23 protein-coding genes and 3 tRNA genes are annotated in these 24,799 nt (G+C 30.7%); 6 read left to right on the forward strand and 20 right to left on the reverse strand.

What is annotated here, in order from left to right:
- Positions 1–76 precede the first annotated feature (76 nt).
- Complete coding sequence (locus Q0873_RS14565; RefSeq protein WP_299108609.1) at positions 77–1,252, reverse strand: acetyl-CoA C-acyltransferase; 1,176 nt, start codon at positions 1,250–1,252, stop codon at positions 77–79.
- Between the two features lie 108 nt (positions 1,253–1,360).
- Here Q0873_RS14565 and Q0873_RS14570 point away from each other — a divergent pair, with 108 nt between their 5' ends.
- From Q0873_RS14570 to Q0873_RS14585, 4 genes are all read left to right on the forward strand, one after another.
- Complete coding sequence (locus Q0873_RS14570; RefSeq protein ID WP_299108611.1) at positions 1,361–3,424, forward strand: HDIG domain-containing metalloprotein; 2,064 nt, start codon at positions 1,361–1,363, stop codon at positions 3,422–3,424.
- Between the two features lie 99 nt (positions 3,425–3,523).
- Positions 3,524–3,605 (forward strand) — tRNA-Ser (locus Q0873_RS14575).
- 24 nt (positions 3,606–3,629) lie between these two features.
- Positions 3,630–3,704, forward strand: a tRNA-Pro gene (locus Q0873_RS14580).
- Between the two features lie 14 nt (positions 3,705–3,718).
- Positions 3,719–3,792 (forward strand) — tRNA-Arg (locus tag Q0873_RS14585).
- A gap of 366 nt (positions 3,793–4,158) precedes the next feature.
- Here the strand turns inward: Q0873_RS14585 and Q0873_RS14590 are convergent.
- From Q0873_RS14590 to Q0873_RS14605, 4 genes are all read right to left on the reverse strand, one after another.
- The gene (locus Q0873_RS14590; RefSeq protein WP_299108613.1) at positions 4,159–4,932 is read right to left on the reverse strand and encodes a hypothetical protein; all 774 of its coding nucleotides are present in this window, start codon (positions 4,930–4,932) and stop codon (positions 4,159–4,161) included.
- 74 nt (positions 4,933–5,006) lie between these two features.
- Positions 5,007–5,351, reverse strand: coding sequence for a hypothetical protein (locus tag Q0873_RS14595; protein ID WP_299108615.1), 345 nt, complete (start codon positions 5,349–5,351; stop codon positions 5,007–5,009).
- The gene (locus Q0873_RS14600; RefSeq protein ID WP_299108617.1) at positions 5,351–5,821 is read right to left on the reverse strand and encodes a hypothetical protein; all 471 of its coding nucleotides are present in this window, start codon (positions 5,819–5,821) and stop codon (positions 5,351–5,353) included. Before Q0873_RS14600 ends, Q0873_RS14595 begins: the two co-directional genes overlap by 1 nt.
- A gap of 33 nt (positions 5,822–5,854) precedes the next feature.
- Positions 5,855–6,616: an abortive infection system antitoxin AbiGi family protein gene (locus Q0873_RS14605; protein WP_299108619.1), complete on the reverse strand. Its 762-nt coding sequence runs from the start codon at positions 6,614–6,616 to the stop codon at positions 5,855–5,857.
- Between the two features lie 577 nt (positions 6,617–7,193).
- Between Q0873_RS14605 and Q0873_RS14610 the strand changes: the two genes are divergently transcribed.
- Both Q0873_RS14610 and Q0873_RS14615 read left to right on the forward strand, forming a co-directional pair.
- Positions 7,194–8,072: an AraC family transcriptional regulator gene (locus Q0873_RS14610; RefSeq protein WP_299108621.1), complete on the forward strand. Its 879-nt coding sequence runs from the start codon at positions 7,194–7,196 to the stop codon at positions 8,070–8,072.
- A gap of 93 nt (positions 8,073–8,165) precedes the next feature.
- Positions 8,166–8,693 carry a hypothetical protein gene (locus Q0873_RS14615; protein WP_299108623.1) on the forward strand — a complete coding sequence of 176 codons (528 nt, stop codon included), beginning with the start codon at positions 8,166–8,168 and terminating at the stop codon, positions 8,691–8,693.
- Between the two features lie 99 nt (positions 8,694–8,792).
- Here the strand turns inward: Q0873_RS14615 and Q0873_RS14620 are convergent, their stop codons facing one another.
- The 15 genes from Q0873_RS14620 to Q0873_RS14690 all read right to left on the reverse strand — a co-directional run bounded on the left by Q0873_RS14620 (position 8,793) and on the right by Q0873_RS14690 (position 24,799).
- Entirely contained in the window at positions 8,793–10,871 is a 2,079-nt protein-coding gene (locus Q0873_RS14620; protein WP_299108625.1) for a DUF4114 domain-containing protein, read from the reverse strand.
- A 180-nt stretch (positions 10,872–11,051) separates the two neighbouring features.
- Positions 11,052–12,371 (reverse strand): glycosyltransferase, encoded by a 1,320-nt coding sequence (locus tag Q0873_RS14625; protein ID WP_299108627.1) that lies wholly within the window; start codon positions 12,369–12,371, stop codon positions 11,052–11,054.
- The gene (locus tag Q0873_RS14630; RefSeq protein WP_299108629.1) at positions 12,368–13,744 is read right to left on the reverse strand and encodes a hypothetical protein; all 1,377 of its coding nucleotides are present in this window, start codon (positions 13,742–13,744) and stop codon (positions 12,368–12,370) included. Before Q0873_RS14630 ends, Q0873_RS14625 begins: the two co-directional genes overlap by 4 nt.
- Positions 13,745–13,762: 18 nt before the next feature.
- On the reverse strand, positions 13,763–15,130 hold the full coding sequence (locus Q0873_RS14635; RefSeq protein ID WP_299108631.1) for a nucleotide sugar dehydrogenase: 1,368 nt from the start codon (positions 15,128–15,130) through the stop codon (positions 13,763–13,765).
- A 192-nt stretch (positions 15,131–15,322) separates the two neighbouring features.
- Positions 15,323–16,342 carry a hypothetical protein gene (locus Q0873_RS14640; protein ID WP_299108633.1) on the reverse strand — a complete coding sequence of 340 codons (1,020 nt, stop codon included), beginning with the start codon at positions 16,340–16,342 and terminating at the stop codon, positions 15,323–15,325.
- Positions 16,339–17,865 carry a hypothetical protein gene (locus Q0873_RS14645; RefSeq protein ID WP_299108635.1) on the reverse strand — a complete coding sequence of 509 codons (1,527 nt, stop codon included), beginning with the start codon at positions 17,863–17,865 and terminating at the stop codon, positions 16,339–16,341. The genes Q0873_RS14640 and Q0873_RS14645 overlap by 4 nt, the downstream gene beginning before the upstream one ends.
- 87 nt (positions 17,866–17,952) lie before the next feature.
- Positions 17,953–18,666 (reverse strand): LytTR family DNA-binding domain-containing protein, encoded by a 714-nt coding sequence (locus tag Q0873_RS14650; protein ID WP_299108637.1) that lies wholly within the window; start codon positions 18,664–18,666, stop codon positions 17,953–17,955.
- Between the two features lie 12 nt (positions 18,667–18,678).
- Entirely contained in the window at positions 18,679–18,999 is a 321-nt protein-coding gene (locus Q0873_RS14655) for an Hpt domain-containing protein (protein WP_299108639.1), read from the reverse strand.
- Between the two features lie 2 nt (positions 19,000–19,001).
- On the reverse strand, positions 19,002–20,195 hold the full coding sequence (locus Q0873_RS14660; RefSeq protein WP_299108641.1) for an ATP-binding protein: 1,194 nt from the start codon (positions 20,193–20,195) through the stop codon (positions 19,002–19,004).
- On the reverse strand, positions 20,192–20,731 hold the full coding sequence (locus Q0873_RS14665) for a heme NO-binding domain-containing protein (RefSeq protein WP_299108643.1): 540 nt from the start codon (positions 20,729–20,731) through the stop codon (positions 20,192–20,194). The genes Q0873_RS14660 and Q0873_RS14665 overlap by 4 nt, the downstream gene beginning before the upstream one ends.
- A gap of 7 nt (positions 20,732–20,738) precedes the next feature.
- Entirely contained in the window at positions 20,739–21,161 is a 423-nt protein-coding gene (locus tag Q0873_RS14670) for a response regulator (RefSeq protein WP_299108645.1), read from the reverse strand.
- Positions 21,162–21,328: 167 nt separating this feature from the next.
- Entirely contained in the window at positions 21,329–22,105 is a 777-nt protein-coding gene (locus Q0873_RS14675; protein ID WP_299108648.1) for a LytTR family DNA-binding domain-containing protein, read from the reverse strand.
- Complete coding sequence (locus Q0873_RS14680) at positions 22,105–23,145, reverse strand: histidine kinase (protein WP_299108650.1); 1,041 nt, start codon at positions 23,143–23,145, stop codon at positions 22,105–22,107. Before Q0873_RS14680 ends, Q0873_RS14675 begins: the two co-directional genes overlap by 1 nt.
- A 70-nt stretch (positions 23,146–23,215) precedes the next feature.
- Positions 23,216–23,962 (reverse strand): hypothetical protein, encoded by a 747-nt coding sequence (locus tag Q0873_RS14685; protein WP_299108652.1) that lies wholly within the window; start codon positions 23,960–23,962, stop codon positions 23,216–23,218.
- A 135-nt stretch (positions 23,963–24,097) separates the two neighbouring features.
- On the reverse strand, positions 24,098–24,799 hold the full coding sequence (locus tag Q0873_RS14690; protein ID WP_299108654.1) for a response regulator transcription factor: 702 nt from the start codon (positions 24,797–24,799) through the stop codon (positions 24,098–24,100).

The raw sequence follows: 24,799 nt of genomic DNA on the forward strand, positions 1-24,799 counted from the left end.
TAAAAATATGTGTTTAGAATGAAAATCCCTGCTTGTTATTAATAACAACAAACAGGGATGAAAAATATGTTAAAAATTAAATTCTTTCAATAACCATTGCGCTAGCACCACCACCACCATTACAAATACCAGCAGCACCAATCTTAGCGTTGTTTTGTTTTAAGATAGAAGTTAAAGCAATGATAATTCTAGCTCCAGAAACTCCTAATGGATGTCCTAAAGAAACAGCACCACCATTTACATTTACTTTATCAGCAGATAAACCTAAAATTTTCATGTTTGCTAATCCTACCACAGAGAACGCTTCATTTAATTCAAAATAATCAACATCGTCAATAGAAACGCCAGCTTTTGCTAAGGCTTTCGGTAATGCTTTTGCAGGAGCAGTAGTAAACCACTTTGGTTCATGAGCAGCATCTGCATAACTTCTAATTTTAGCTAAAGGAGTAATTCCTAATTCTTTTGCTTTCTCTGCAGACATTAATACTAAAGCAGCCCCACCATCATTGATTGTAGATGCATTAGCAGCAGTAACCGTTCCTTCTTTTGTGAAAGCAGGACGTAAAGCAGGAATTTTCTCCATTTTCACATTTTTATATTCCTCATCTTCTGAAAAGATAACTGGTTCTCCACGACGTTGTGGAATTTCAACAGGAACTACTTCATCAGCAAATTTACCCTCGCTCCAAGCTTTTGCAGAACGATTGTAAGACTCAATTGCAAAATTATCTTGATCTTCTCTAGAGAACTCATATTCTGTAGCACATTCATCAGCACAAACTCCCATTGCTACCTGCTCATATACATCAACTAAACCATCTCTTTGCATACCGTCTTCCATTTTTACTGGACCAAATTTAGTAGCACTACGAGCGTGTTGGTAATGAGGAATCATACTCATGTTTTCCATACCACCTGCAACAACAATTTCAGCATCACCTAAAGCAATTGTTTGAGCAGCCAACATAATTGATTTCATTCCCGAAGAACATACCTTATTTACTGTAGTACAAGGTACGTGATTAGGAATTCCAGCAAAAATAGCTGCTTGACGTGCAGGAGCTTGCCCTAAACCAGCAGAAACTACATTTCCCATAAAAACCTCTTCCACCATTTCTGGTTTTAAATTAATTTTTTCTAAAGCGCCTTTAATCGCTACTGCACCTAATCTTGGAGCAGGAGTAGTTGATAAGGTACCTAAAAAGCTTCCTATAGGGGTTCTTGCAACCGATGCAATTACTACTTCTTTCATATTGTTGGGTATATTTGTTGTTTAAATTTGTCTTGCGAAAATAACCATTTTATAGCAAGTAGTAAAATTATTAATTAAGGTTATATTTACAGAAGTTAAATTAATTCAATGAATAAATTAATAAACACATTATATAGAAACAATGCCATTATATACAAGGCTATATTATTTTTAATTACAGCATTTGCAATTGTGTATTTGTTTCCGAAAGGGGGTAAGTTTAAGTATGATTATGTACAAGGGAAACCATGGCAATATGTGACCTTAATTGCGCCATTTGATTTTGCAATTCAAAAAACTACAGAAGAACTAGAAAAAGAGAAAAAACAAATAGAAAGTAGTTCTAGAGTGTACTTTAACTATAACAACGATGTTAAAGCAGGAGTAAAAGAGTCCTTTGATAGTCAAATGAGTTTGATTTTTCCTTCAGATACCTTGTCTAGTGGAACGATTACAACAATGCAAAGATTAGGAAATCGTATCATTGATAAAGTATATAGAGTTGGGTTTGTTTCTAATGAAGGTATTAACAAGGTTAAAAGTAATCAGGAATTGGTAACACTAATTAAAAATGATAATGCCATAGAAGATGTTGTGTTTTCGAAATTTGTTACTTCTAATAAGATACTTCCAATTCTTCAAAAAGAAACCAAAGATTTGGCTTCATACCCGAAATCTATTGTGTTAAATAGTTTATCGGAATTGTTAGAACCCAATGTTTTTTACGATACAAAATTTACTCAGAAAGAATTAGAGGAAGCGCTCCAGAATGTGTCTTTAGCTAAAGGGAAAGTATCCAAAGGAGAATTGATTATTTTAAAGGGAGATATTGTAGAAGGAAGGAAGTTTAATGTATTAGAGTCTTTTAAAAACGCTTCTAAATCACAAATTTGGACAAAGTCTAATAAAAACTGGATTGTTTTTGGGTATACGGTGCTTGTATCTTTAGCCCTATTAATGCTATTGTTATTTTTACATAGATATCGATTTGAAATATTTAAAGACAATAACAAAGTAACCTTCATTTTTATTAATGTGTTACTAATGATTTTTGTACAAACATTGGTAGTTAAGTACAATGCAGATTTTTTATATGTAGTTCCGTTAAGTATACTGCCTATTGTTTTAAAAGCTTTCTTTGATGCTCGTTTAGGGTTATTTACACATGTATTAACAGTATTGTTATTAGGATTTATAGTTCCAAACAGTTTCGAATTTATTTACCTGCATATTATTGCAGGAATAGTAACTATACTTACAGTATCTGAATTGTATAAGAGGGCTAATTTATTCATATCGATAGGGCAAATTACTTTGATTTATATGATCACATATTTCGCATTTTCAATCTTGAAAGAAGGAAATGCAGATAAGATTAATTGGGAGTACTTTGGATTGTTTGCAGCGAATGGATTGCTTTCTTTTTTGTCGGTATTCTTTATTTATTTTTATGAAAAAGTATTCGGACTTGTTTCAGATGTAACCTTGTTAGAATTGTCTAATACGAACTCTAAATTGTTAAGAGAGTTAAATGAAAAAGCACCAGGTACTTTTCAGCATTCTATGCAGGTTGCCAATCTAGCAGAAGCTGCGGCGAATGAGATTGGGGCAAATTCTATGTTGGTTAGAACAGGAGCCTTATATCATGATATTGGTAAAATGGCCAATCCGATGTATTTTATAGAAAATCAATCAACGGGAGTAAATCCGCATAACGATCTATCTCCAAGAGATAGTGCCCGTATTATTTTAGATCATGTAATTAAAGGGATAGAAATTGCTAAGAAAAACAAACTGCCAGATAGAATTATAGACTTTATTAGAACACACCATGGAACAAGTGTAACATACTATTTTTACAAGCAAGAATTAGATAATAGTGTAGATGGAGAAGTGGATATTAAAAAGTTTCAATACCAAGGACCAATTCCGTTTTCTAAGGAAACAGCAATTTTAATGATGTGTGATGCAGCAGAAGCGGCTTCTAAGAGTTTAAAAACACCAACGGCACAAAGTATCGATGAATTGATAGATCGAATTGTTGAGAAGCAAAAAAGCGAAAATCAGTTCATAAATTCGGATATTACATTTAGAGAGATAGAAAAAATAAAAAAAATTATTAAGAATAAGTTGATGAATATCTATCACTTACGTGTTGAGTATCCAGATTAGTGATTTTTTTCTTCAAAAAAACTTGTGTGAATGTTTAATCCGTTATATATTTGCACTCGCAATTTTTAACTCAATAAAACGAACGAGTTTAAGAGTTAAGGAGAGGTGGCAGAGTGGTAATGCAGCAGCCTGCTAAGCTGTCATCCTTAGGGATGCCCGGGTTCGAATCCCGGTCTCTCCGCAAAAAAATTGTAGATAACCTTATCGGGGTGTAGCGTAGCCCGGTTATCGCGCTTGGTTTGGGACCAAGAGGTCGCAGGTTCGAATCCTGCCACCCCGACAAAAAAAGTTACTGGTCGCGTAGCTCAGCTGGATAGAGCATCTGCCTTCTAAGCAGACGGTCACAGGTTCGAATCCTGTCGCGATCACAATAAGCCTTACTATTTCTAGTAAGGCTTTTTTGTTGTTTATCAGTTAGTTAAACCGTTTTTCAAAATTAGATTTATAGATTTTTAGATCTTTTTATTGGTTAAAATTTTAGATTTACATCCTAATTGTTAAAGTCTTGATAAGTAGGTGTTTATATTTTTTTGTGATTTGTGATAAAAGAAGTTATACAAATTTTTTACGAATTTTTTCTGATAATTTGTTGTTTTGATGATTAAGAGGTTGGTAGATAGGGATTTAAGTGCTTGTGTGTAATATGCTTTTTAGGCAGGTTGTCTAAGGTCTGTGTAAGTGAATCAGTAAGACTTTAACAATCCCATTTTTAATCCAGGAATTTTGTAATCAAATTACTTTATTTTTCTTTTTATTATAGATTTAATATTACTATTAGGAATAATAAGGTTCTCATTATTTTTTAAATTTCTTAAAAAGTAATAATTTTTAGTTTCACCAAAATAAACTAGACTATCATTAGTTTTAATAGTATCAGTAGCTCTAATTAATTGTAAACTATATTTAGGAACTCCTCCAAGTATTAATCTGGCTTCAAACCTTTGTATAAAAACATATGCAGTAAACATAGCAGATATAAGAGTAATGAAAAAAGGTTTTAAAGCTTTTTCATTCTGGTTAGTCAGAATTTCATGTAGTTTCAAGATCAGAATAACTATAATGATTGAGATTGCTATTATGAAAACAATAAATTGTGTATAATAATATTCATTGATAAACTTTGAATAGTTAAAAAGCATTTGAAAAAATACAAACAATAAGAAGTAGAATATTATGTATTTTATCCAATTAGGGATGGTTTTTAAAACTGATTTACTTTTTGGGTTTACAAACAGAGCTCTTTCCTTAAGATGTAAGATTTCTCTGTAGGAGTAATGCAAAAATTGAAAAACTATGAATAGAATAATAAAATTTGAAATTGGAAGAAAAATGTAAATAATTTCTTGAAATGATAAATATTCTTTAATATCAAATTGAATATAATAAGAATTTAAAAAGACGTATGAAGTACATACTAACAAAATATATAATAGGGGAGTGTAATCTCTTATAGCTGATAGTGTTTTAAATCTATCATTTTTTTTATTATTGTCTAATTTGTTTTCCATAAATGTTAAAGTTCTACATGTTTATTGATTTGATTGAAAAGAAATTAAAAGAAGCAAGATGAAAATATGAAGCTTTATTTTTTTATGTCCATTACAGGTAAAGAAATTGGTATTTCAAATTCAATTTTATTAGTAACAGTATTTACATCTGAAACTTTTCCATTTAAGCCTAATGAAAAAACAGAAATTATTCCAGCCCCACCTTTAATTTCAGAATTTTCTACAACATTTACTCCAACACTCATTTTTATTTTTTGTATATGTCTGTATTCTCCACGATAACCAGATTGTAAATTTTCTCCACTATGAAACCCTTCAGGGTTTATATAAGCACCAGAGTCTTTTATTTCTTCTTGAGCTTCTTTTACACCATTTGTTATTTCAATTAAAGTTTGTTTTATAAATTTTTTTAATTCCATTAATATTTTTTTTTGTTATCATAATAATCTGCGAAAATTTCTCCGCATAAATAACCTGTTGCCATTGAAAACCGTAATCTTAAATCATGTCTAGAATTTATAAAACTTTTACCAGCTAATTGTGTGACTGAGTTTATGTATTCCTGTATTAATTGTTCATTAATAATTAAAGTATGAGCTATACCGTTTCTTATTTTATTTAATAGTCTAAGAGATTTTACCATTCCTGAATTTCTATCGCCAAATTTTCCAAAATGTTCTATCATTCCAATTTTTAAACTATGATTATATCCCCCTTTGAAAAAGTTTGCCTCTGATATGTTGGATAAATTCTCAAGATAGCAATTGATGGTAAACTCAGTGATGATGTGCCCCTTTAAAACTAACAGTTCTAAGTCGTAAATATTTTTTAAATTATCTAATAGAAAAGCTTTAAAAGTTTCTAAGTTATAATCTCTAATTTGTTCCATTTTTTATCAATTTAATTCAGAATGTAGAAGTAATTAAATGTCTTTGTTAATTCTTTCAGAAGTTAAAATTCTACTAGCTAAACGGTTCTGAGTTTCTCTATCGAAACGATCTTTAACGCTTTCCAAATGTTCAATTAATTCACCAATTTCATCATCGTTTTCAACAATTAAATATTTAATGTCATCTGGTTCAAATGATAAATTAATATGGCTTACTTTTTTATTATAAAACTCTTTCTCTTTTCTTGTTTTAATATTAGAAATCGCTACAAAAGGATTTACTCCTTCCGTTCTTAATTTTGGAACATATCTCCATTCTCTTTCATCAGCAAATCGAAAATTCTCATTTTCAATTTTTCCATTTCGTTTTAATTCGCCTTCATAGTTTTTAATATATCGATATGTGTTCATAATGTTCACATAACTAGTATTTAATTTTTTTAATTCCGTTAAGTCATTGATTTTACTCATGTGAGCATAAACTCCGCTAAGACCACCCAATAAATCATCTGTAATTTGAGCATTTCTATTTATGTACATTACTGGGCTCAGTCCATTTTTATTTGCCCACTCTTTAGTTAACCCTATTCCATAGTTGCCATATTTTTCCATATGATTCTTTAATTCAGATAGTTTTAAGTCGCAAAAAGAAACCATTGGAACTGCAAATTCTCTATATTCATTTGGTCCAATTATTTTTTCTCTTGCGTATGAAATTCTGAAAGTTTGTTTTAGAATTTTGTATAAGTACTGTTTCTTTGTAAAATGAAATAATATGTCAGGATAAAGGCTCATTTGCAATTAAAAATAAAATTGTCTATAAAGTATTTATTTGTGTAGTTATATACTAAAAATAAGCTTCCAAATTAAAGAAAAAAGAAAAAGAACAAGTGCGGAAAACCATAATTTAAGTAAGGATTAACCTTGTTTTTCCATAACGAGAATGCTCTCTTTTATATAAATTTTACAATTTTTTTACGAATTTTAATTTTATTTACTAGGTGTAAGTTTTTGTAATACAGTTTTTTATGTGTTATAAGTAATATTCCTTCTAAGCAGACGGTCACAGGTTCGAATCCTGTCGCGATCACAATAAGCCTTACTAGTTTTAGTAAGGCTTTTTTGTGTTTTATAATTGCCTAACTATTTTGTGTAACTATATAGTAAATAAGTTAAATATAAGATTCATTTGGGAAGAGCTAGTCATGCTTGTTTTTCTTTCAAAAACTATATTCTATTGGGGAATTTAGTACCTAATAAACTTCCTTTTATCCATATAAATAACAGTGTGGTATTTGTAATTTTGTGAGACTAAAAGTGTATTTTATGAGCACAGAATTGTTTTGGTTTTATTTCAAATTAAGAATAGGTTATGCGTAAAAAGGAGTTTAAGGATGTTCCAATTAGAACCATTGATCATATTATTAATAAAGAAGTTTCAAAATTTGAAATAGAAAGATTAACAGGTAGTATTGTAGGGAATCAAATGATTGTAGCACCACATAGACATAATTTTTATCATATAATGTTTGTCAAAAATGGGGTAGGAGAGCATTCAATAGATTTCAAAACGTATGATATTAAACCAAATAGTATATTCTTTGTTTCTCCAGGGCAAGTACATTCATTAAAAGCTAGTAGTAATATAGAAGGCTATGTTATTTCTTTTGATTCGGCGTTTTATCATTTGAATGATAATTTTCAAAAATTATTAGACTACCCTTTTTTCCACTCTATAAATAATACACCAGTAGTTCGGTTAAAAGAAAATGACAAAAAAATAGTAACAGCTTGGGAAGAACTTTTCGAAGAGCACAAATCTAAAGCAAAAGACAATTTATTAAGAGCATTGTTTGAAGTTTTACTAATACGGGTTGCACGAGTCTATCAAGAACCTAAAACTTCTAACAATCCAGTATATCTAACTTATCAGATAAGAAAGCTCGAAACATTAATTGATACACATTATAAAACACATAAGAAGTTAGAAGATTATGCAGATTTAATGCATGTTTCTTCCAAACACTTGAATAGTTTATGCAAAAAGGCATTGAATAAAACAGTTATAAATTTAATTCATGAACGTGTTTTGATCGAAGCAAAAAGGTTGTTGCTATTTACAAAAAATACAGTAACAGAAATTGCTCATGAGTTAGGTTTTGCCGATACTTCTTATTTTATGCGTTTCTTTAAAAGACATACTTCATTTACAGCAGAAGTGTTTCGTAACAATGCTGCTACAAAAGGATAAATATCCATAAAAAGCCAACTTTTGTACACAAAAAAGAGCTTTTAGCCATCTTAGTTTTGCGTATGAGTAAGTTTATAACTAAAAGAGCAAATTATGAAGCAGGCAAGATTGGACCATTTTGTAGAAGAAATCTCAAAAATATGGGGACCATTAAACTCAAACTTGGTTAAGAAAAGTAAAGAATTAGTAGAAGATTTGATTAAAGATAGTAGTGCAGAAAGTTGGATGATAGATTTAATAAAAGAACAACTTCCAGCTAAGGAGATTTATAGAAGTAAACAACATGGTTTTGTGCTAATGGGACATTTAGAAAAACTAGGAGATATGAGTCCTCCGCATGATCACGGAAGTGGTTGGGTAATTTATGCAGTACTTCAAGGAGAATCAAAAATGGGATTGTTTAATCGTGTATTTTTCCCTGATGGAACCATGGATGTTGTACAAAAAGAAGCTACAATTTTAAAAGCAGGGGAGTGTAGTGTATACCTGCCCGGAGATATTCATAATACCCATACTTTAAAAGACAATACCGTTATGCTCAGGTTAACAAGTTGTGACTTCCATAAAGAGTTAGAAGAAGGAAGGTTGATTAGGTATTTAGATAATGTTACAATATGGTAGTTGTTTGATGGCTGTATCAATATTATTTTCCAATAACAAAAGTAAAAAGCCTTACTATCTCTAGTAAGGCCTTTTCGTTTTCTATACCCAAGTTTTTAATTAATTTCCTATTTGATTTAGAGCAGAAGTGTCTATAGCATTTGGATTAGATGGTGTAATCTCAAAAATAGCATCGTTAAAATCATTATCTCCATTTGGAACATTAATATCTTCAAAAGCAATCACAATAGAACTACAAGTTGAATCGTAGAATAAAATACTTTGTTGACGTCCGCTTAAATTATAATCAATATCTGAATGCTGTGTGTAGTATCCGTCAGTAATACTTCCATTTCTCCATCCGTTTGCAATCAAGAAGAAACTAACAACTGTACCTTCTTCAAAAGTTCCTAATAAACGCATGGTGTTACCTCTTACAAGCTGTCCACCAGATCTTTCTGCTGATGCATTTGGGAAAATTACAATCTTATCTACTTGATCTGCGCTAGTTGGTTTGTTTCCTAATTGATAGGTATAATATCCTAATACATTTTTGTAACCAGCACCTTCATCAATAAAGGTTAAGTTTAATTCTGTTTCTTCTTCAATAACCAAAGTCTTTACGGGGTTGGTAAAATATTCTGGATGTGCGGTCATTGCATTTTGACGTTCTGGTAATACGTTATTGTAAATATTTGGTAATAGAGTACTACAAATAACTTTGTCATCTTCCATTCCGTCTGGCTTACCACTGTTATTATAGGTAGTAATTGTTTTGTATTCATCTTTTGTACGTTTTCTTAGAATTTTAAATCCACCACCACCTTTGGCTACAAATACCCATTCACCATCGGCAATAATATAATTGGCAGAGGCTCCTTCTTCGGCCATATCCCAATAGAAGATAGGTTCGATATCTCCACCGCCATTGGTAGGGTGCGGAGAAATTGAGATTCCGTCAGAACCATTGGCTGCATATACATAATCTATATCAGAACTCACTCCGTTCGTATTTCCAACAACTAGCATTAATCCTTTTGATTCGTTTGAGATTTCTCCATTCGTAACATCAACCAATGCAAGTCCGTCTTTACCTTTAGCAATGTATACCTTGTCTTGATCTACTGGAGAGAACTCCATGGTAGATTTACCTCTATACGTTTCTAAAACATTTTGATGGAAGATAGAACCGATATCGTAACTGGTTGATTCTAGACTGTTTTTTACATCATCTACTTTGATACTTGCATTATCTCCAGTTACTAAACTTACTACTTTAGATCCAAGACTAGTTCCACTTACAGCTACATATTTAGCATCACTATAACTTTCAGAATCCACAGCTTCAAAAGTGTTTTTGTTAATCATTACAGTACCTCCATGTGTTTTTCCTGAAGTGATATATAAGTAATCATCAGTTATGGCAATTCCATTTGCAGAAGCTGAAACACCAGATCCTTCTAATACATTCGATAAGTTTTTACGTCTGTAGTTTTCTGAAAATAAACCTCCATTTGCTTCCAATTCGAATAATTGAGCTCCGTTTTTTGAATCGGACATAGCCAACCATACTTTTAAGTTAGACGATCCGTTTATATAACCTGAAGTAACAGCATTGATATCAGAATTTAAAAAGGTAGCTTGCGTAATGATTTCAGGAAAATTAGCATTGTTTAAATCAATAATTTCTACAGCACCTAAATGTACATTTCCTTGTTTATGATAACTCACATAAGCTTTGTTATCATCCAGAGTAATATGGGTAGCACTCAATGTTTGTCCATTTACAACTAATGGATCAACTTCTGCAACATGTTCCCAATAATACATTTCTTGGGTTCCATTTACGGTTGAACTTCCTCTTGCATTTAAACCAGAAACTATGGGAGTAATTGTAGCAGTTCTATTAATGTAAGTTATTCTTTGAGAAAGTTGACTACTGTTGTTGTTAACTTTAAAAGGTAATTCTTCTACTGCTGCAGTATTGTTTGAAACATTAGATAATTCTGCTTCTGTGGTTGAGCTACAGTTATAAAAGATACCTACGAGAAGAAGAGGGATAAATTTTAAGTTCTTGAAATTGTTAAAGAAATTGATTTGTTTGATCTTAGATACTAAAAGTATCGTTACTAAGAAGATTAAGGCTTGTACTATCATACTAATTTTCTTTATGGTTTGAATTATTTTAGGCGCTTTCATAAGGTTTGGTTTTAGGGTTGATTATATCTTTTGTATGCAATTCACAGTTTTGTGAAACCTTAGATAACGGTATATGATATCTATTAGAGGACTAATTTTTTAGTGAAGTTAGGAATGAAGTCAAGAGTTTTTGATTGAAATTCGGTGAAATGCAGCTCGTTATCGTTCAAATGTTACTTTTTACAAACCAGCTCTTTTTGCTTGAATAGAAGATTTATACGGATTCCATGGATCATCAAAAGAACGCTTAAAGAAAAACTCTTTGTAATATGCTACTGTTCTAATGATTCTTAGGTAGGTTCCTGTATATAGTGTCATTAAAGAAACGTATGGCCATAAATACAACTCTTCTTTTCGTCTTTCAGAAAAAATATACATACTAAACATTTGTACATAAGACATAACAAAGTACAAGGTGAAGTTCATGGGGATTACAAATTTTAATTGACTTGTATAGTTTACAATAATGTCAATAATATAAATCCACCATAAAATATCTAATACTACATTGTAAAATACATTTTCTGTTAAAGAGAAAAAGTTAAGCCAATTGAAATTGGCATTTGGAAAGTAAACATCTTTATGTTTTCGAACTCGGAAGCGAATAATAGACTTATCCCAACGCAAGCGCTGTTTGGTTAACACTTTAAATTTAGAAGGTGCATTTGTTAAGCATATAGCTTTTGGTTGGAAGTAAATTTTGTATCCCGATTTTCTAATTTTCACAGTGATATCTCCGTCTAAACCAGGGCCAATATCCCAACCACCAATACTATCAATAACATCTTTTCTAAAGGCACCAAATGCTCCTGAAATAATTTTATAAATTCCTAGGTACGAAGTAACAATTCTACCTACTGAAACCGTCTTTAAATATTCTATAGCTTGAAACTTAGCACACAAGCTTTCTCGATAATTACGAACTTTTACATTTCCTCCAACAGCACCAATCTTGTCATCTAAATAAAAGGGTATCAAAACTTGTTCTATAGCATCTGAATCAAAAGAGCAATCGGCATCTAAATGAACAATATATTTCCCTTTACTATAACGTAATGCTAGATTGGCAGCAGAAGCTTTTCCTCCACGCATTTCGTTTCTAATAAACATATCAATAAGTCCCAATTTTTCTAGGTTCTTTCCTATAATTGGAGTATCATCATCAGAACCATCATCGACAATGATTAATTCAAAATTTTTAAAGGTTTGTTCAGCTAAAGACTTGGTGAGTTTGTATAAGTGTTTTCCTTCATTCTTTCCTGGAATAATCACCGAAACAAAAGGGTTTTCAGTAAATAGCTTACGTTTTGCTTCCTGAAATTTTTGATTTCTTCTTTTTTGAGTGAAGGAGAAGATTATAGCAATAACATAGTCAATAATAATATAGCGAGTGAATTCAAAAATCACAAAATACCAGAATACTCTTAAGAATTTGTTGAAACCTACAACAAACCAGTAGTTAACATATTCAGGTAGTATATTGTGAATGCTTAGGATCATAAAATTAGGTATTCATGGAGTGCTTTTTCGGTTGTGATTTTTTGATATTGAATTGCTATTTCATTCGTAGTTTGTTGCATATTATCACTCAGTAACTTGTTGAGGTTGTATTGAATGTTTTCTAACCTTTTCAATTGGTCTTCTTTAGTCTCTGGAAGTAACAAATAATGAATGTCATAGCTCTTAGAGGCTAACATATCAGCATCTTTTAAATAAGATTTGATAATGTTATGAATCTCTTTTGTTAGTTCATTTTTAACGTCTTGGTTTAACAGTTGCAATCGTTTGTTTTGAACATTTATAGTTACAAAGAAACTAGAACCGTTGGTTGTTTTGATTCGTTGAATTTCTTGCTTTAAGAGTATTTTAAACAAAGGAATGCTTAAGTTTCCTATGGTTTCTGAGGTGCTTTTTTCAATGGTTTTCGATTGTTTTAACACTTCATTTTCTCCTTTTTGGGTAAGTGCATAACTCCCAATTGTTTTTTCTAATAATTCATCTAATTCATGTTCAGTAGAACAGTCTATACAAAGTCCTTTCATACTACTATTTTGAAACTCATGATTACAAGTATTACATGAGTAAATCGTTGAAGGTTTGTCATAGTCAATTCCGATATGCCTTAATTGTTTGTCACACTTAGGACATTCTAAACCATCGTCTACTTTAAAATCTTTTTCTGGTGCTACATGAGCACATACAAAATGATGCACCATATCATGCGCTTTGATGTCTATAGAATCACATTTTGGACAGCACTCTCTAAAGTTGATGTAATTGCTAGTACAGCTTTTACAAACATGGATAAGATCCTCTAGGGTAAAAGAAAGTAACTTTTCTTGTGTCAATTTATCAAAGGTCTTTAACAAAGACAATATTTCGTGTTGTTTAAACAATAACGAGATAAATGGAAATTCATACCCTATGATACTTTGTCTTGAGGTAATAGGGGTAATCACCAAATTTCTGGTATAACTATAGGCTAACACTTTGTAATTTAGAAACTCTTCATGCGTGGTTTTTTGTGGAATTTGTAATTGATTGATCTTCTTTTTGATTGAAGCAATTCGTTGTACATAAGACCCAATTAAATCTATGGCAACAGGTCCGTCTGTATGGATTTCTACGTTTTTAGGAAATTTATGAACAGCGCTTATGAATATAGGTAATAAGGCAATATCTAAATTGTTATTGGTTCTAATTTGATATATGATGTCTTTAGTAAAAGATACAGATGCTGTGTCAATAATAAATCCATCAAGATATTCAAGTTGCTCATTTTTTAACTCATTGGCATGAGCCACGATGAGCAACGAATATCCCTCGATATGAATCTTTCTGGAGTTATTATTATATTTTACTAAATTCAACATTGCGTTTGATGTTTTTAATTATAATGACATATATATGTCTTTAGGAAAACGATCTTTTTTGTCTCCTTTGATATCGAAAATAAGCGTATCTGTGGTTCCGTTTTTTAGGTAATCATAGTACGCTAAATGTTCATAGTCGGCATGATCTACAGCTAAAATGATAGCGTCAAATTCTTGCGATGTAGTATCAACCACTTCCAATCCGTAACGTCTTTTTACCTCTTTAGGATTGGCCATATAATCTTGAACAATTACGTTGTATCCTCTTTTCTCTAATTCTAAGCATAGCTCGGCAGTCTTAGAATTTCTTATATCATTTACATTTTCTTTAAAGGTGATTCCTTTTACTAATACCGAAACTCCTTTCTTTAAAAAGCGTTTTGCGTATAAACGTCTTTCCAACTGTAATGCAATATGATGTGTCATTCCTTCATTAACTTCTCGCACTTGCTCAAGTAGTTTAGGAACATACTTGTTTTCTTTGGCTTTTTCTATTAGGTAATAAGGATCCACACCTATACAATGCCCTCCAACTAAACCAGGATAATAGTTGTGGAAGTTCCATTTGGTTCCAGCAGCAGCTAATACATCTTTTGTATTGATGTCTAGTACACCAAATATTTGAGATAGCTCGTTCATCAATCCGATGTTTACATCTCTTTGAATATTCTCTACAACTTTAGCAGATTCAGCTACTTTAATTGTTGGAGCTTTATGAACACCTGCTTCTACAACAGTTTCGTATACTTTAGCAATTAAGTCTAGTGTTTCTTCAGTACTTCCTGAAACAATTTTCTTAATCTTTGTAAAGGTATGTTGTGTGTCTCCTGGGTTAATTCTTTCTGGAGAATATCCTACGGTGAAATCTTCATTGAATTTTAATCTAGAAATACGTTCTAAAATTGGTACACAAACTTCTTCTGTGCATCCTGGAAATACCGTAGATTCAAACACTACACAATCTCCTTTTTTTAGATGTTTTGCAATAGTGGCTGTTGCTGATTTTAACGGAGTTAAATTTGGTTTTTTAAGCTCATTAATTGGAGTAGGAACAGCTACAATGTAAAACTTAGCATCTTTTAAGATATTTTCATCCACTGTAAATGCAATGTCTTTGTTTTCAAACTCAGCACTACTAAGTTCATTACAAGGATCTTTATGCTGCATCAGTTGCATTACTTTTTCTGCATTGACGTCAAAACCAACTACTTTAAATTTAGAGGCCATGTGAACGGCTAGTGGTAAGCCCACATAACCTAAACCTACAACGGCAACGTTCTCTTTTTTGTTTAATAACTTATTAAATAACTGATTCTTTTTATATGCTAATTTTGGAAACTGATTTGTTTTTAAATTGTCTTTTTTAAACTTTCTAACGGTACTCATAACACAATGATTTAGAGGTTATACTTTTTATTATACCTCTAATTTAAGAAGCAATACCTTTAATTTTCCCTTTTATTAGTTGTGTAACGAGTCAATAAAGATGAATGGTAGTTTATATTAGATAAACGGGTTTTGACAATAAAAAAGCCTTAAGAACACTGCTTAAGGCTAATTATTATAAATGAAATTGGTTTAATACTTCGGAACTTTAACTTTGAGGTTTAGTTTATAATATTTACCCCATTCCGGGATTTCTTCTTTATTCATAGGAATGATTTCCGCAAGAATATTTCGTTCGGTAGGTTCGTATTTCTTTTGAAACTCTGTAGGTGCTTTATAAGTTGAAATATAAAGTTTATTAATAATACCTTTCGATAAACTTTTATCTGGAAATTCTACTAAGACAATACTTCCTTCTTTTACCTTGGCAATATCTTTAAGATTGAAATAGGCTTTGATAAATACCGTTTCAACATTGTGAATGGTCATTACATTTTCAGTTTTATAACAAGACTCTTCGCTATTTTTGGAAATCTGACCAATAACACCTTTAATAGGGGAGATGTAGGTGTTTTGATAATTGTTATTTCCTCCATATGAAATCCCTTTGTTATTAATGGTATTCTTTTTTTGAAGTGATAATAGGTAAATTTCACTTTGTAACAATTTAATTTTCGATTGTAATTGTAGTTTTTGCATTACAATTTCATCTAGTTTTGTTTTTGTATATACATCCAGTAACACCAGTTTTGTTACTTGTTTTTCGCGTTCTAGAAGGATGTTATACTGGTCTTTTAAATGTTTTAACTGTATGTTTTTTAAATAGCGTTCTCTTAAAATTTCTTGTAAGTTATCATAGTTCTTTTCTCTTTTATCGAAATTTTTGAGTACAATTGAAGCATCGCTATCAAAATCATTTTGAAAATAGTTAAATAAAGAATCACCAATTTCAACGGTTTGTCCTTCATTTATAAATATTTCTTTTACACGAATGTCATTGGTAAAATTTACATCTACTTTCTCCATTAGCATTTGTCCATTCCCATAGGTCCATTTAGTTTTTTTATAAGCAAAACTTACGAGCCAAAAGAACAGTCCAATAATGATGATGAAATAAATAATTCTATCAAAATTGAGTTTTTTCTTTTTAAGTTTAGGTTCTTTTAGGGTTCTAATAATTGCTTTGCCCTTTTTGTATGTGAATTTTTTCATAAGGCTAATTGTTTAAGTTCATTTTGAATTACCTGTACAATTGTTTTGGCAGAAGGATGCTTTACAATTTTAAACGCTGCTTTCTTTTTTCTTAAGAATTGCTGAATTTTTATATCATTATTTAAAACAGTGATACTGAATTTTTTTTGAGTCTTTATAAATTCATATTGAAAATCTATGCTATATAAATCGTTTTGAGTGAGTAGCAAAGGTTCTTTGTTTTCGTTCTCTTCAAAGGTATATGGCACTAAAATTTCGTGTAAATTCTCTTTTGGGTACAATTCGAAAAGTTGCGATATAGCTGTATATAATTGCCTTTTCAATTGCATACAGTTTTCAAGAATTTTGAATTTTTCTTCGGTTAACTCTAATATTAAAAGTCCAGTTTTATAACTGTTGTATTCTTCCTTTAATAGATCAAATACACGTATGCGCTCTTCAACTACTTTCCAGTTTTTGTACTGGTTCTGAAAATCTTTAAGAATTTCATTATAAGAATTCATATGAGTGATAAGCCTATTATATTGTCCAACATTTTTATCTCTTTCTTGAGCAGCTAAGAGTTGTAATTTTGTCTTAACAATGTCTTTTCTTTTGTTAAAACGGATAGGAGCTTTAAAGCGAATTCCTACTGCAGGAAAATATTGATTTCGAGTTACGGAATGATTAAAATTCTGATTTATATAAACCGATAAACTTAAATCATTCACCGCTTTGTGGTTTAGCTGAATGTTTTCTTTTAAATATTGGTTATTGTAAACCGCTGAATTAATTGAAATACTATCTAGTTGTATACTAAAAACAGGTAACTCTTGAATGATATTGGCATTACTAGAAATACTGTCTTTTAGTAGTTTGTTCTTCTTTGTTATTAGCGCTAGTTGATTCTTTAAAATGTGAATTTGATTCCCTACTTCGATAATGCGTTCTCTTTTAATAAGACTTTGTGCATATAGTTTGTTTAAAAAATCGAAATACTCGTTTTCAAATTTTAAAAATGTAGAAAATAAAGAGATGGTTTCTTTATTAGAAATATAGCTGTAATCTATTCTAAATTGACGTCTCCAGATTTGTTTTTTTAAACGATTATCCTGAAGTTTTAAATGTTCAATTTCATTATTTTTTTGTTGAGATCTTGTTCGGTTATGAATAAAACCATTTTTAAGAATGTTCCATTCTAATTCTGTTCTAAATCTAAATTTATTAAAAGCATTTTGTTCTTCGTCAAAGGCATCTCTGAAGTTATAATTTGCAGTTGCTTTAAAAACCAAACCAATGTCTTGTTTAAACTGTATAGCTTCATATTCTTTTAATTTAATTTCATGCTGATTCGGAGCGTTTTTACTAGGAGTAGAAAACTCAAAAGGAAAAAGAACCAGATTAGTAGTGTTCGGAAACTGTTGTTCTTTTGAAGTTTTTAAATGTAAATCATCTGCATAACGAAGAAGCTTGTTAGATATCTGTGCATGTGTATATCTAACAAAAAAAAGAAAGCAAACAATATGTATTAAAGATAACTTCACAAGTCTAAAGTACCCTGAAAAAGGGCTGTAGACTTATATTATCGTTCAATGCTATTGTTGCTTAAGACGAATGGTTTTCTAAAATCGTTAAAGTAAATTCAAACGTTTTATCAATTCACTCTTATTAGCTCTACTAACAGGAATGATATCTTGCTTGATAAGTACGCTATTATCTTCTATATCAACAATTTTTTGAGTATTAATGATATAAGAACGGTGTACTTTTAAGAACGTTGTTTTTGGTAGTTTTTCTTCAACTTTTTTTAAGGTAGAATGTACAATATGGTTTTGCGTCTCTGTTTTAATTCTAACATAATCCCCTTTTGCTTCAATTACATAAATATCTGGGATATTTATTTTAACCAACCTTCTATCTATATTAACATATAAATCGTTGGTAGTATTTTCAGTGTTAGAACTTATTTCTTTTGTACCGTTTATTTGTACTTTATCTAATTTATGAAGTGCTTTTTCAAACCTTTCTTTCGTAATTGGCTTTACTAAATAATCAACCACACAATCATACTCAAAAGCATCTAAAGCAAAATTTTTGTCAGATGTTGTTAATACAATTTGAGGCGGATGCTTTAAGGTTTTAATAAAGTCAAATCCTGAAAAAGTAGGCATGTGTATGTCTAAAAAGATTACATCAATAGCACTTTCCGTATTTAAAAATTTAATAGCATCAATCGCGTTAGAGAATTCTTCAATAACTTCCAGCTCATTAAATTCACCACATAATTTTTTGATAATTAATCTTGCAGTCTGATCATCATCGATGATTAAGCATTTTTTTTTCATAGTTCCTGGGGGTTAATAAATTGTTGTTAAAAAGTCACTAATTACATTTAAAACAGCTTCAAACTTTTTTTGAAGTTCAAAATTTTCGTTTTTGATATCTTCTTCAAAATCAGAAGCTAGTTTCGTTTCTTCTTCTAGACCTAAAATAGTAAATTTATGCTTTACTTTATGCACAAGTTGCGCTAAATCTGCATATTTTTTTTCTTTTAGTAACTGGAAGTACATTTTTTTCTCCTCGGGGAACTCTTTTTGAATAACTCCTATGAGTTGTTGTTCAAAGGCTTTATCTCCATCTGATAATTCTTGTATGTATGTTAAATTAGGTTGTGTCATGATTATTTAGGTAATGTAAAATGAAATGTTGTTCCTTTTCCAAACTCAGATTCTAACCAGATTTTCCCATCATAAATTGCTAAAATCTTTTTTACAATAGATAAACCTACTCCGGTAGAGTTTTGACCATCATCTAGCGTTTGAAAAATATCAAAGATCTTTCTGTGATATTTTTTTTCAATTCCTATTCCATTGTCTTGAATACTAAATTTCCATTTTTTATTCATTTCTTCACAATCTATTTGAATCAAACCACTTTCCGGTTTACAATACTTTACAGCATTACTAATTAGATTCTGAAACAATTGATGTAATCGAAACTTATCTCCTTTAATAGTAGGTAGGTTTTCAGTTACTTCAATTTTAATTTGCTCAGGAATATGAATGGTATCAATAATTTCCTGAACAATAATACCTAAGTCTGTTTTTTGTTTTTTTGCTTCAACTTTATCTACACTTGCATATTTTAATATCCCGCTAATTAAATGGTCCATTTTATCAATTTTACGAAATAGATGATCAAAGTTTTGTTTGATATCTTCATTTGCAAAGGGCTCACAGTCTTCTTGTAACCATGTAACCAAGGCATTCATGCTTCGTAAAGGAGATTTTAAATCATGTGATACTACATGGGCAAAATCTTTTAATTCTTTATTACTTATGGTTAAGTTCTTAAGTAGTTCTTCTCGTTCTTTTTGGACTTCTAATTCTTCAGAAATATCACGAATAATTCCTTGAGCAAAGGTGGGGTTGCCATCATCATCATATACAATACTTGAATTAATTTCTATCCACTTTAATGCTCTTTTTTTGTTATAAACTCGCGCTTTGAAATTTTTAAAATTCCCTTCTTTTAACAATTGTCTAAAAGAATTCATAGCATATTCATAATCTTCTTTGTGTAATGTAGATAATACATTAAAGGATTCGTCATCAATATTGTAACCAAAAAACTCTACAGAAGCATTGTTCATTTTTAAAACATTTCCGTATAAATCCATCAAGATATAAGGATCTACAATAGTTTTAAACAAGCTTTCTAATTGAATTTCTTTCGCGTTTAATACCTTCGAAAGATTTTGGTTGGTTTGATAAAGCTCTAATGATTTTTCTTCTAAAATCTTTTCCGCAGCTTTTCGAGCCAAACGCTCTCGTTTGAGGGCTTTTTCTAAAATGTCAATTTTTTGTTGACTCATTCTTTTATGATTTCAAACTTAACAATGGTTCCATCGTCTTTTAATAATTCATAAGTTATGGTAGCTTTTTGGTTGTAGTGTTCAAATGTTTTTTCCATAAGTCCATGTGCAAAGGCATACATAGCACGAGAAGAATGGTATGTCATGGTTAGGGTATTCTCAGATGTTTTAGCAACTTCAAAATAGGGAAGTTCGGCATCTGGATATAGCTTTCTTACGGCTACGTGAATATGTGCATCTATTGATTCTAATAATTCCAACGGAGTTTTGTACATGTTTAAAATACTTCCATAGTTTTGAACCAATACATCAAAAAAATGTAATGCGTATACTTTTAATAAATCGTTGGGAGAAATGTTAGTTAGATTACTAAGGTTGGTTAAAAGAGATACCATTTCGGTAAATTTATAGGTACCTACCGCTGTATAAACACCATTTGATTCTAATTCAGATTCATTAATGATTTGATCAACAGTTTCGATACCAAATTTGTTCTCTACCAACTCTAAAAACTCGGTAAATACAATACCTTTCATACACTATTTATATTAATAAATTATTCACGTTCCAATACGCTAATAATTTGGTTATAGTTTGTTTGTAATCATCGTATCTAAGGGGTTTTATCAAGTATCCAGATATGCCAATCTCAAAACATTTTTTTACATCGTCTTGATTATCAGAACTCGATAAGACAACTATAGGTATGTATTTTAAACGTTCGTTTTCACGTAAAATACTCAAGAATTCAATTCCATTCATTTTAGGCATATTTAAATCTAAAATGATAAGTTGAGGTAGCTTTTCTTCTATTCTTTGTAAAGCTTCCTCACCGTTTTCTGCTTGCGTTATAGTTGTTTTGTACTCACTTTGTTTACAAATGCGATTAAATTTTAATCTCTCTATTTCATCGTCGTCAATAAATAATATGTGTAGGTTTTCCATCTTAAAAATAAATATATCCATTTTAAAATTCACATTATTTTAGGAAATATTTTTTTTTGTTAGTTAAAATGGTATTTACTGTCGACGAATGGTCGATTTTCTTCGGTGAATGGAAAACATAAATTTGAGATTATGATTAAAACTAAAAGAATCTTGTTAAAATGACCATTTATGTATTTGAATATTTTTTAAACTCCCATCCAGTTATTAAAAGCAGCCGTCGTAGTTTGACTTGTTTTTAAAACAGTTTCCTGTTCTTTTAACTGAATTGCTACTGTATTTTTGGTATAGCGATTAATACGCTCGACATACTGCTTATTTACCAATTCTCCTCGGTTAATTTTAAAAAACAACGTTGGGTTGAGTATTTCTTGAATTGAAATCAGTGAATTTTGGTTGAGTAAGTGTTTTTTATTCTTACAGTCAAAGGCAAATAATACACCTTGATCTGCTTTGATATATTTAATATCGGCTGTTTTTAAAAAGTAAATTCCATTTGTTGATTTTACTGAAATAAACTCTTTATAAGTATCAGTATGAACTATTTTTTGCTGAAAATAATTATCTAACTGTTTAAAGATAGCCAATTGATTTTGCGAAATAGTGCCTTTTAAATTATTAAACTTATTCCATGCTTTTTCAAAACGATCAAATGAATAGGGTTTTAACAGGTATTCAATTCCATTAGTTTCGAAGGCATTCATCCAAAAGTTATTATAGGCAGTTGTGAATATAATGGGTGTGGTAATGGTTAAACTACTATATACATCAAATACGTTTCCATCCCTTAATTCTATATCAGAAAAAATAAGATCAATCTCAGTATTCGATTTTAAAAAGGCTAAAGTTTCATCTACTGTTTCAATTTCAGCAAGAAGAGTGTAGGGGGTATTTAAGTTATTTAAATAACTAATTAACTTTTTTCTAGCTGGAGCTTCATCTTCAATAATAACAATTCTAAGCATTAGGCAACGGTTTTAATTAAGGGTAGATGTACGGTAAAGGTTTCTGAGGTTTCAAGAATTTGTATCCCTTGTTGACTCATCAATAAAAATTGTTCGTTTAAATTTTTTAAGGCAACGCCATTCCCTTTTTTCTTTCTGTTCAGAGCAATTTTATTATTGCTGATAGTGATACCATTATCAAATGAAACCCTAATGGTAACAGGATTACTTTGAGTGCCTAAGTTATGCATAATAGCATTTTCCACGAGTACTTGTAAACAAAAAGGAGGAACAATGATATGTTTGTTTTTAACTGTATCATCAATAATTAATTGGTAATAGTCTTGGTATTTTTCTTCCATTAACTTAAAATAATTCTCTGTAAAAGATAACTCTTCTTGTAAAGGAATTAATTCTTTGGAAGAATTCGCTAATGAAAAACGATATACTTCAGAAAATCGACTTAAAAAAGTAGATGCTTTTACTGAATCTTCAAAGATTAATTGGTCTAAGATATTTAGATTGTTAAATAAAAAATGAGGATTTAACTGATTCTGTAGCTGTTGAATTTTACTCTTGACATTACTAATTTGAAATTGGCTGATTTGCTTTTTATAGTTTTTAGTATCCTGAAAATACAAGTATGCCAAAGAAAGTCCGCCAAACATTAAAAAGTCAAGTGCTCTCCCCACATTGTTACTCGCAATAAGATAAGAAGAACCATAATTTCTTTCTAAGTTGTTAAAAGCATAGGATATCAATATTCCAGAGATGTTTTGATATAGCATATAGGCAACAAAACCTAACCCGAAATAACCTATGTAATTTTTAAGACGAGGTGTTTGATGTGGATTTTTCTTCTCTACTTTTCTTTTGATAAAGTCGATAAAGAAAAAAATAATTACACTTCCAAAGAACATCCAAAAGGGAGCGTCTAGGTGAAAATAAAAATCTTCCCAAGATCCTAATGCGATGGCTATTTTGTTTTTAAGACTTAAAAGCCAACAAAAAGCAAATAAAAATAAAAAGAAGTGTCGGTGTTTTTTTATGTAAGCTATCATAGTTTTCATAGGCGAGTAAAAATAAGCAAATGCAAGATGATTTTAGGCATCTTGCATTTGTAAATTATGATTATTTGCTAGGCCAAGAATCAATAACGTTCCCTTGGTCATCGTATGCTATTAGTTTCACTTCATTGTTACGATCAATGCAAAATTTAGCTCTAGGTTTTCCTTTGTCGTCAAACAAAAATAGTCCGTTTTGTTTTCCTGGTATTTGACCTAAAGCAACTCTTTTCGTGCCATTAAAGTATCCTTTCTTTACATACTCTCTACGTTTTAATGAACGTTTTTTAGGATCTTTAATCGCTTTAAGTTCTTCAGCAATTTGCATCATTTTTTCTTTGTTTTCATCATCATTTCGATCATTGAATAGTAGATAGTTGTGCTTTTTTCTTACCCCATTTTTTTTCACATCAGTAGATAATAATTGCATTACTTGATCTCCATCATATTGATCATAGGTTAACGATAAGCCCGCTGCGTGTCCGTCTTCTGTTTTTTCACCGTCGTAGATAAATCCACCACATTCTTTTCCGTCTTCAGTAAAGAATAGCATTCCTGCTCGTTTTTTACGTTTGTGATATATTCTTCCGTTAATAGCATCTCCTTTGGTAGGAAAATGAGCTGCGTTTGTAATTACTAATTTTACAGTTCCGTCTTTTTCAACCACATTGATACGCTCTACATCAATAGTTCCAAATTTTTGATTAAAAGGATTCCCACTTTTAAAAGAATAGGATAAAAAAGCTAGAATTCCCAATCCTATAGTTACTGCAAAGATTCTTAAAAATACCAGTTCTCTGTGTTGATTTTTCATGATATATACTTGTTTATTTGTTGTTTCTGGTATCAAAAGTAGGATGGAAGAAGAGCCTCAGAAATGGGTAACTTTTGAACCAAGGATATTTTCAGATAAACCAAGGATATTTTCCAATAAGTAAAAAACGAAGTATTATTTGATAAACTTTACAACCTCTTGTTTGTAGGTTTGACCAATAGGAATGGTTTTATCTCCAATAAAAATTCGGTTTCCTTCAATCACCGTAATTTTAGGAATACTTATGATGTAAGATTTATGAACACGTATAAAGTTATGTGGTGCCAGGAAAGACTCGAAATGAGATATTTTTTCATGACTAATAATTACAGTATCATCTTTTAAATGCAGCTTACAATAATTACCATAGGCTTCAACACAAACAATATTCTCTGTAGCTACTTGATGGTATTTTTTATCTCCTTTTACAAAGAAATTACTCGAAGTTTGTGTTGTATTTGTAGCTGCAACTGGAGTAGCACTTTCCGAAGTAGTAGAAAGGACTTTATTAATAGCCGTAAGCATACGTTCAAAACTAAAAGGCTTTAATAAATAATCAACTACGTTCAATTCAAACCCCTCTAAGGCATGCTCTTTATAAGCGGTGGTAACAATTACTTTAGGCGGATTCTGTAATGTTCTTAAAAAATCAAAGCCTTTTAATTTAGGCATGTTCAAGTCTAAAAACATAAAATCAACCGTATTACTATTTAAAAACTGCATGGCTTCAATAGCATTATAGCAGTTTTTTTGAAGCGATAAATGAGGCAGCATACTACAAAACCCCTCAATAAGTTGGTGTGCCAATGGCTCGTCATCAATAATAATATATCGCAT

The organism is uncultured Tenacibaculum sp. (genome assembly GCF_947498805.1).
Lineage (GTDB): Bacteria > Bacteroidota > Bacteroidia > Flavobacteriales > Flavobacteriaceae > Polaribacter.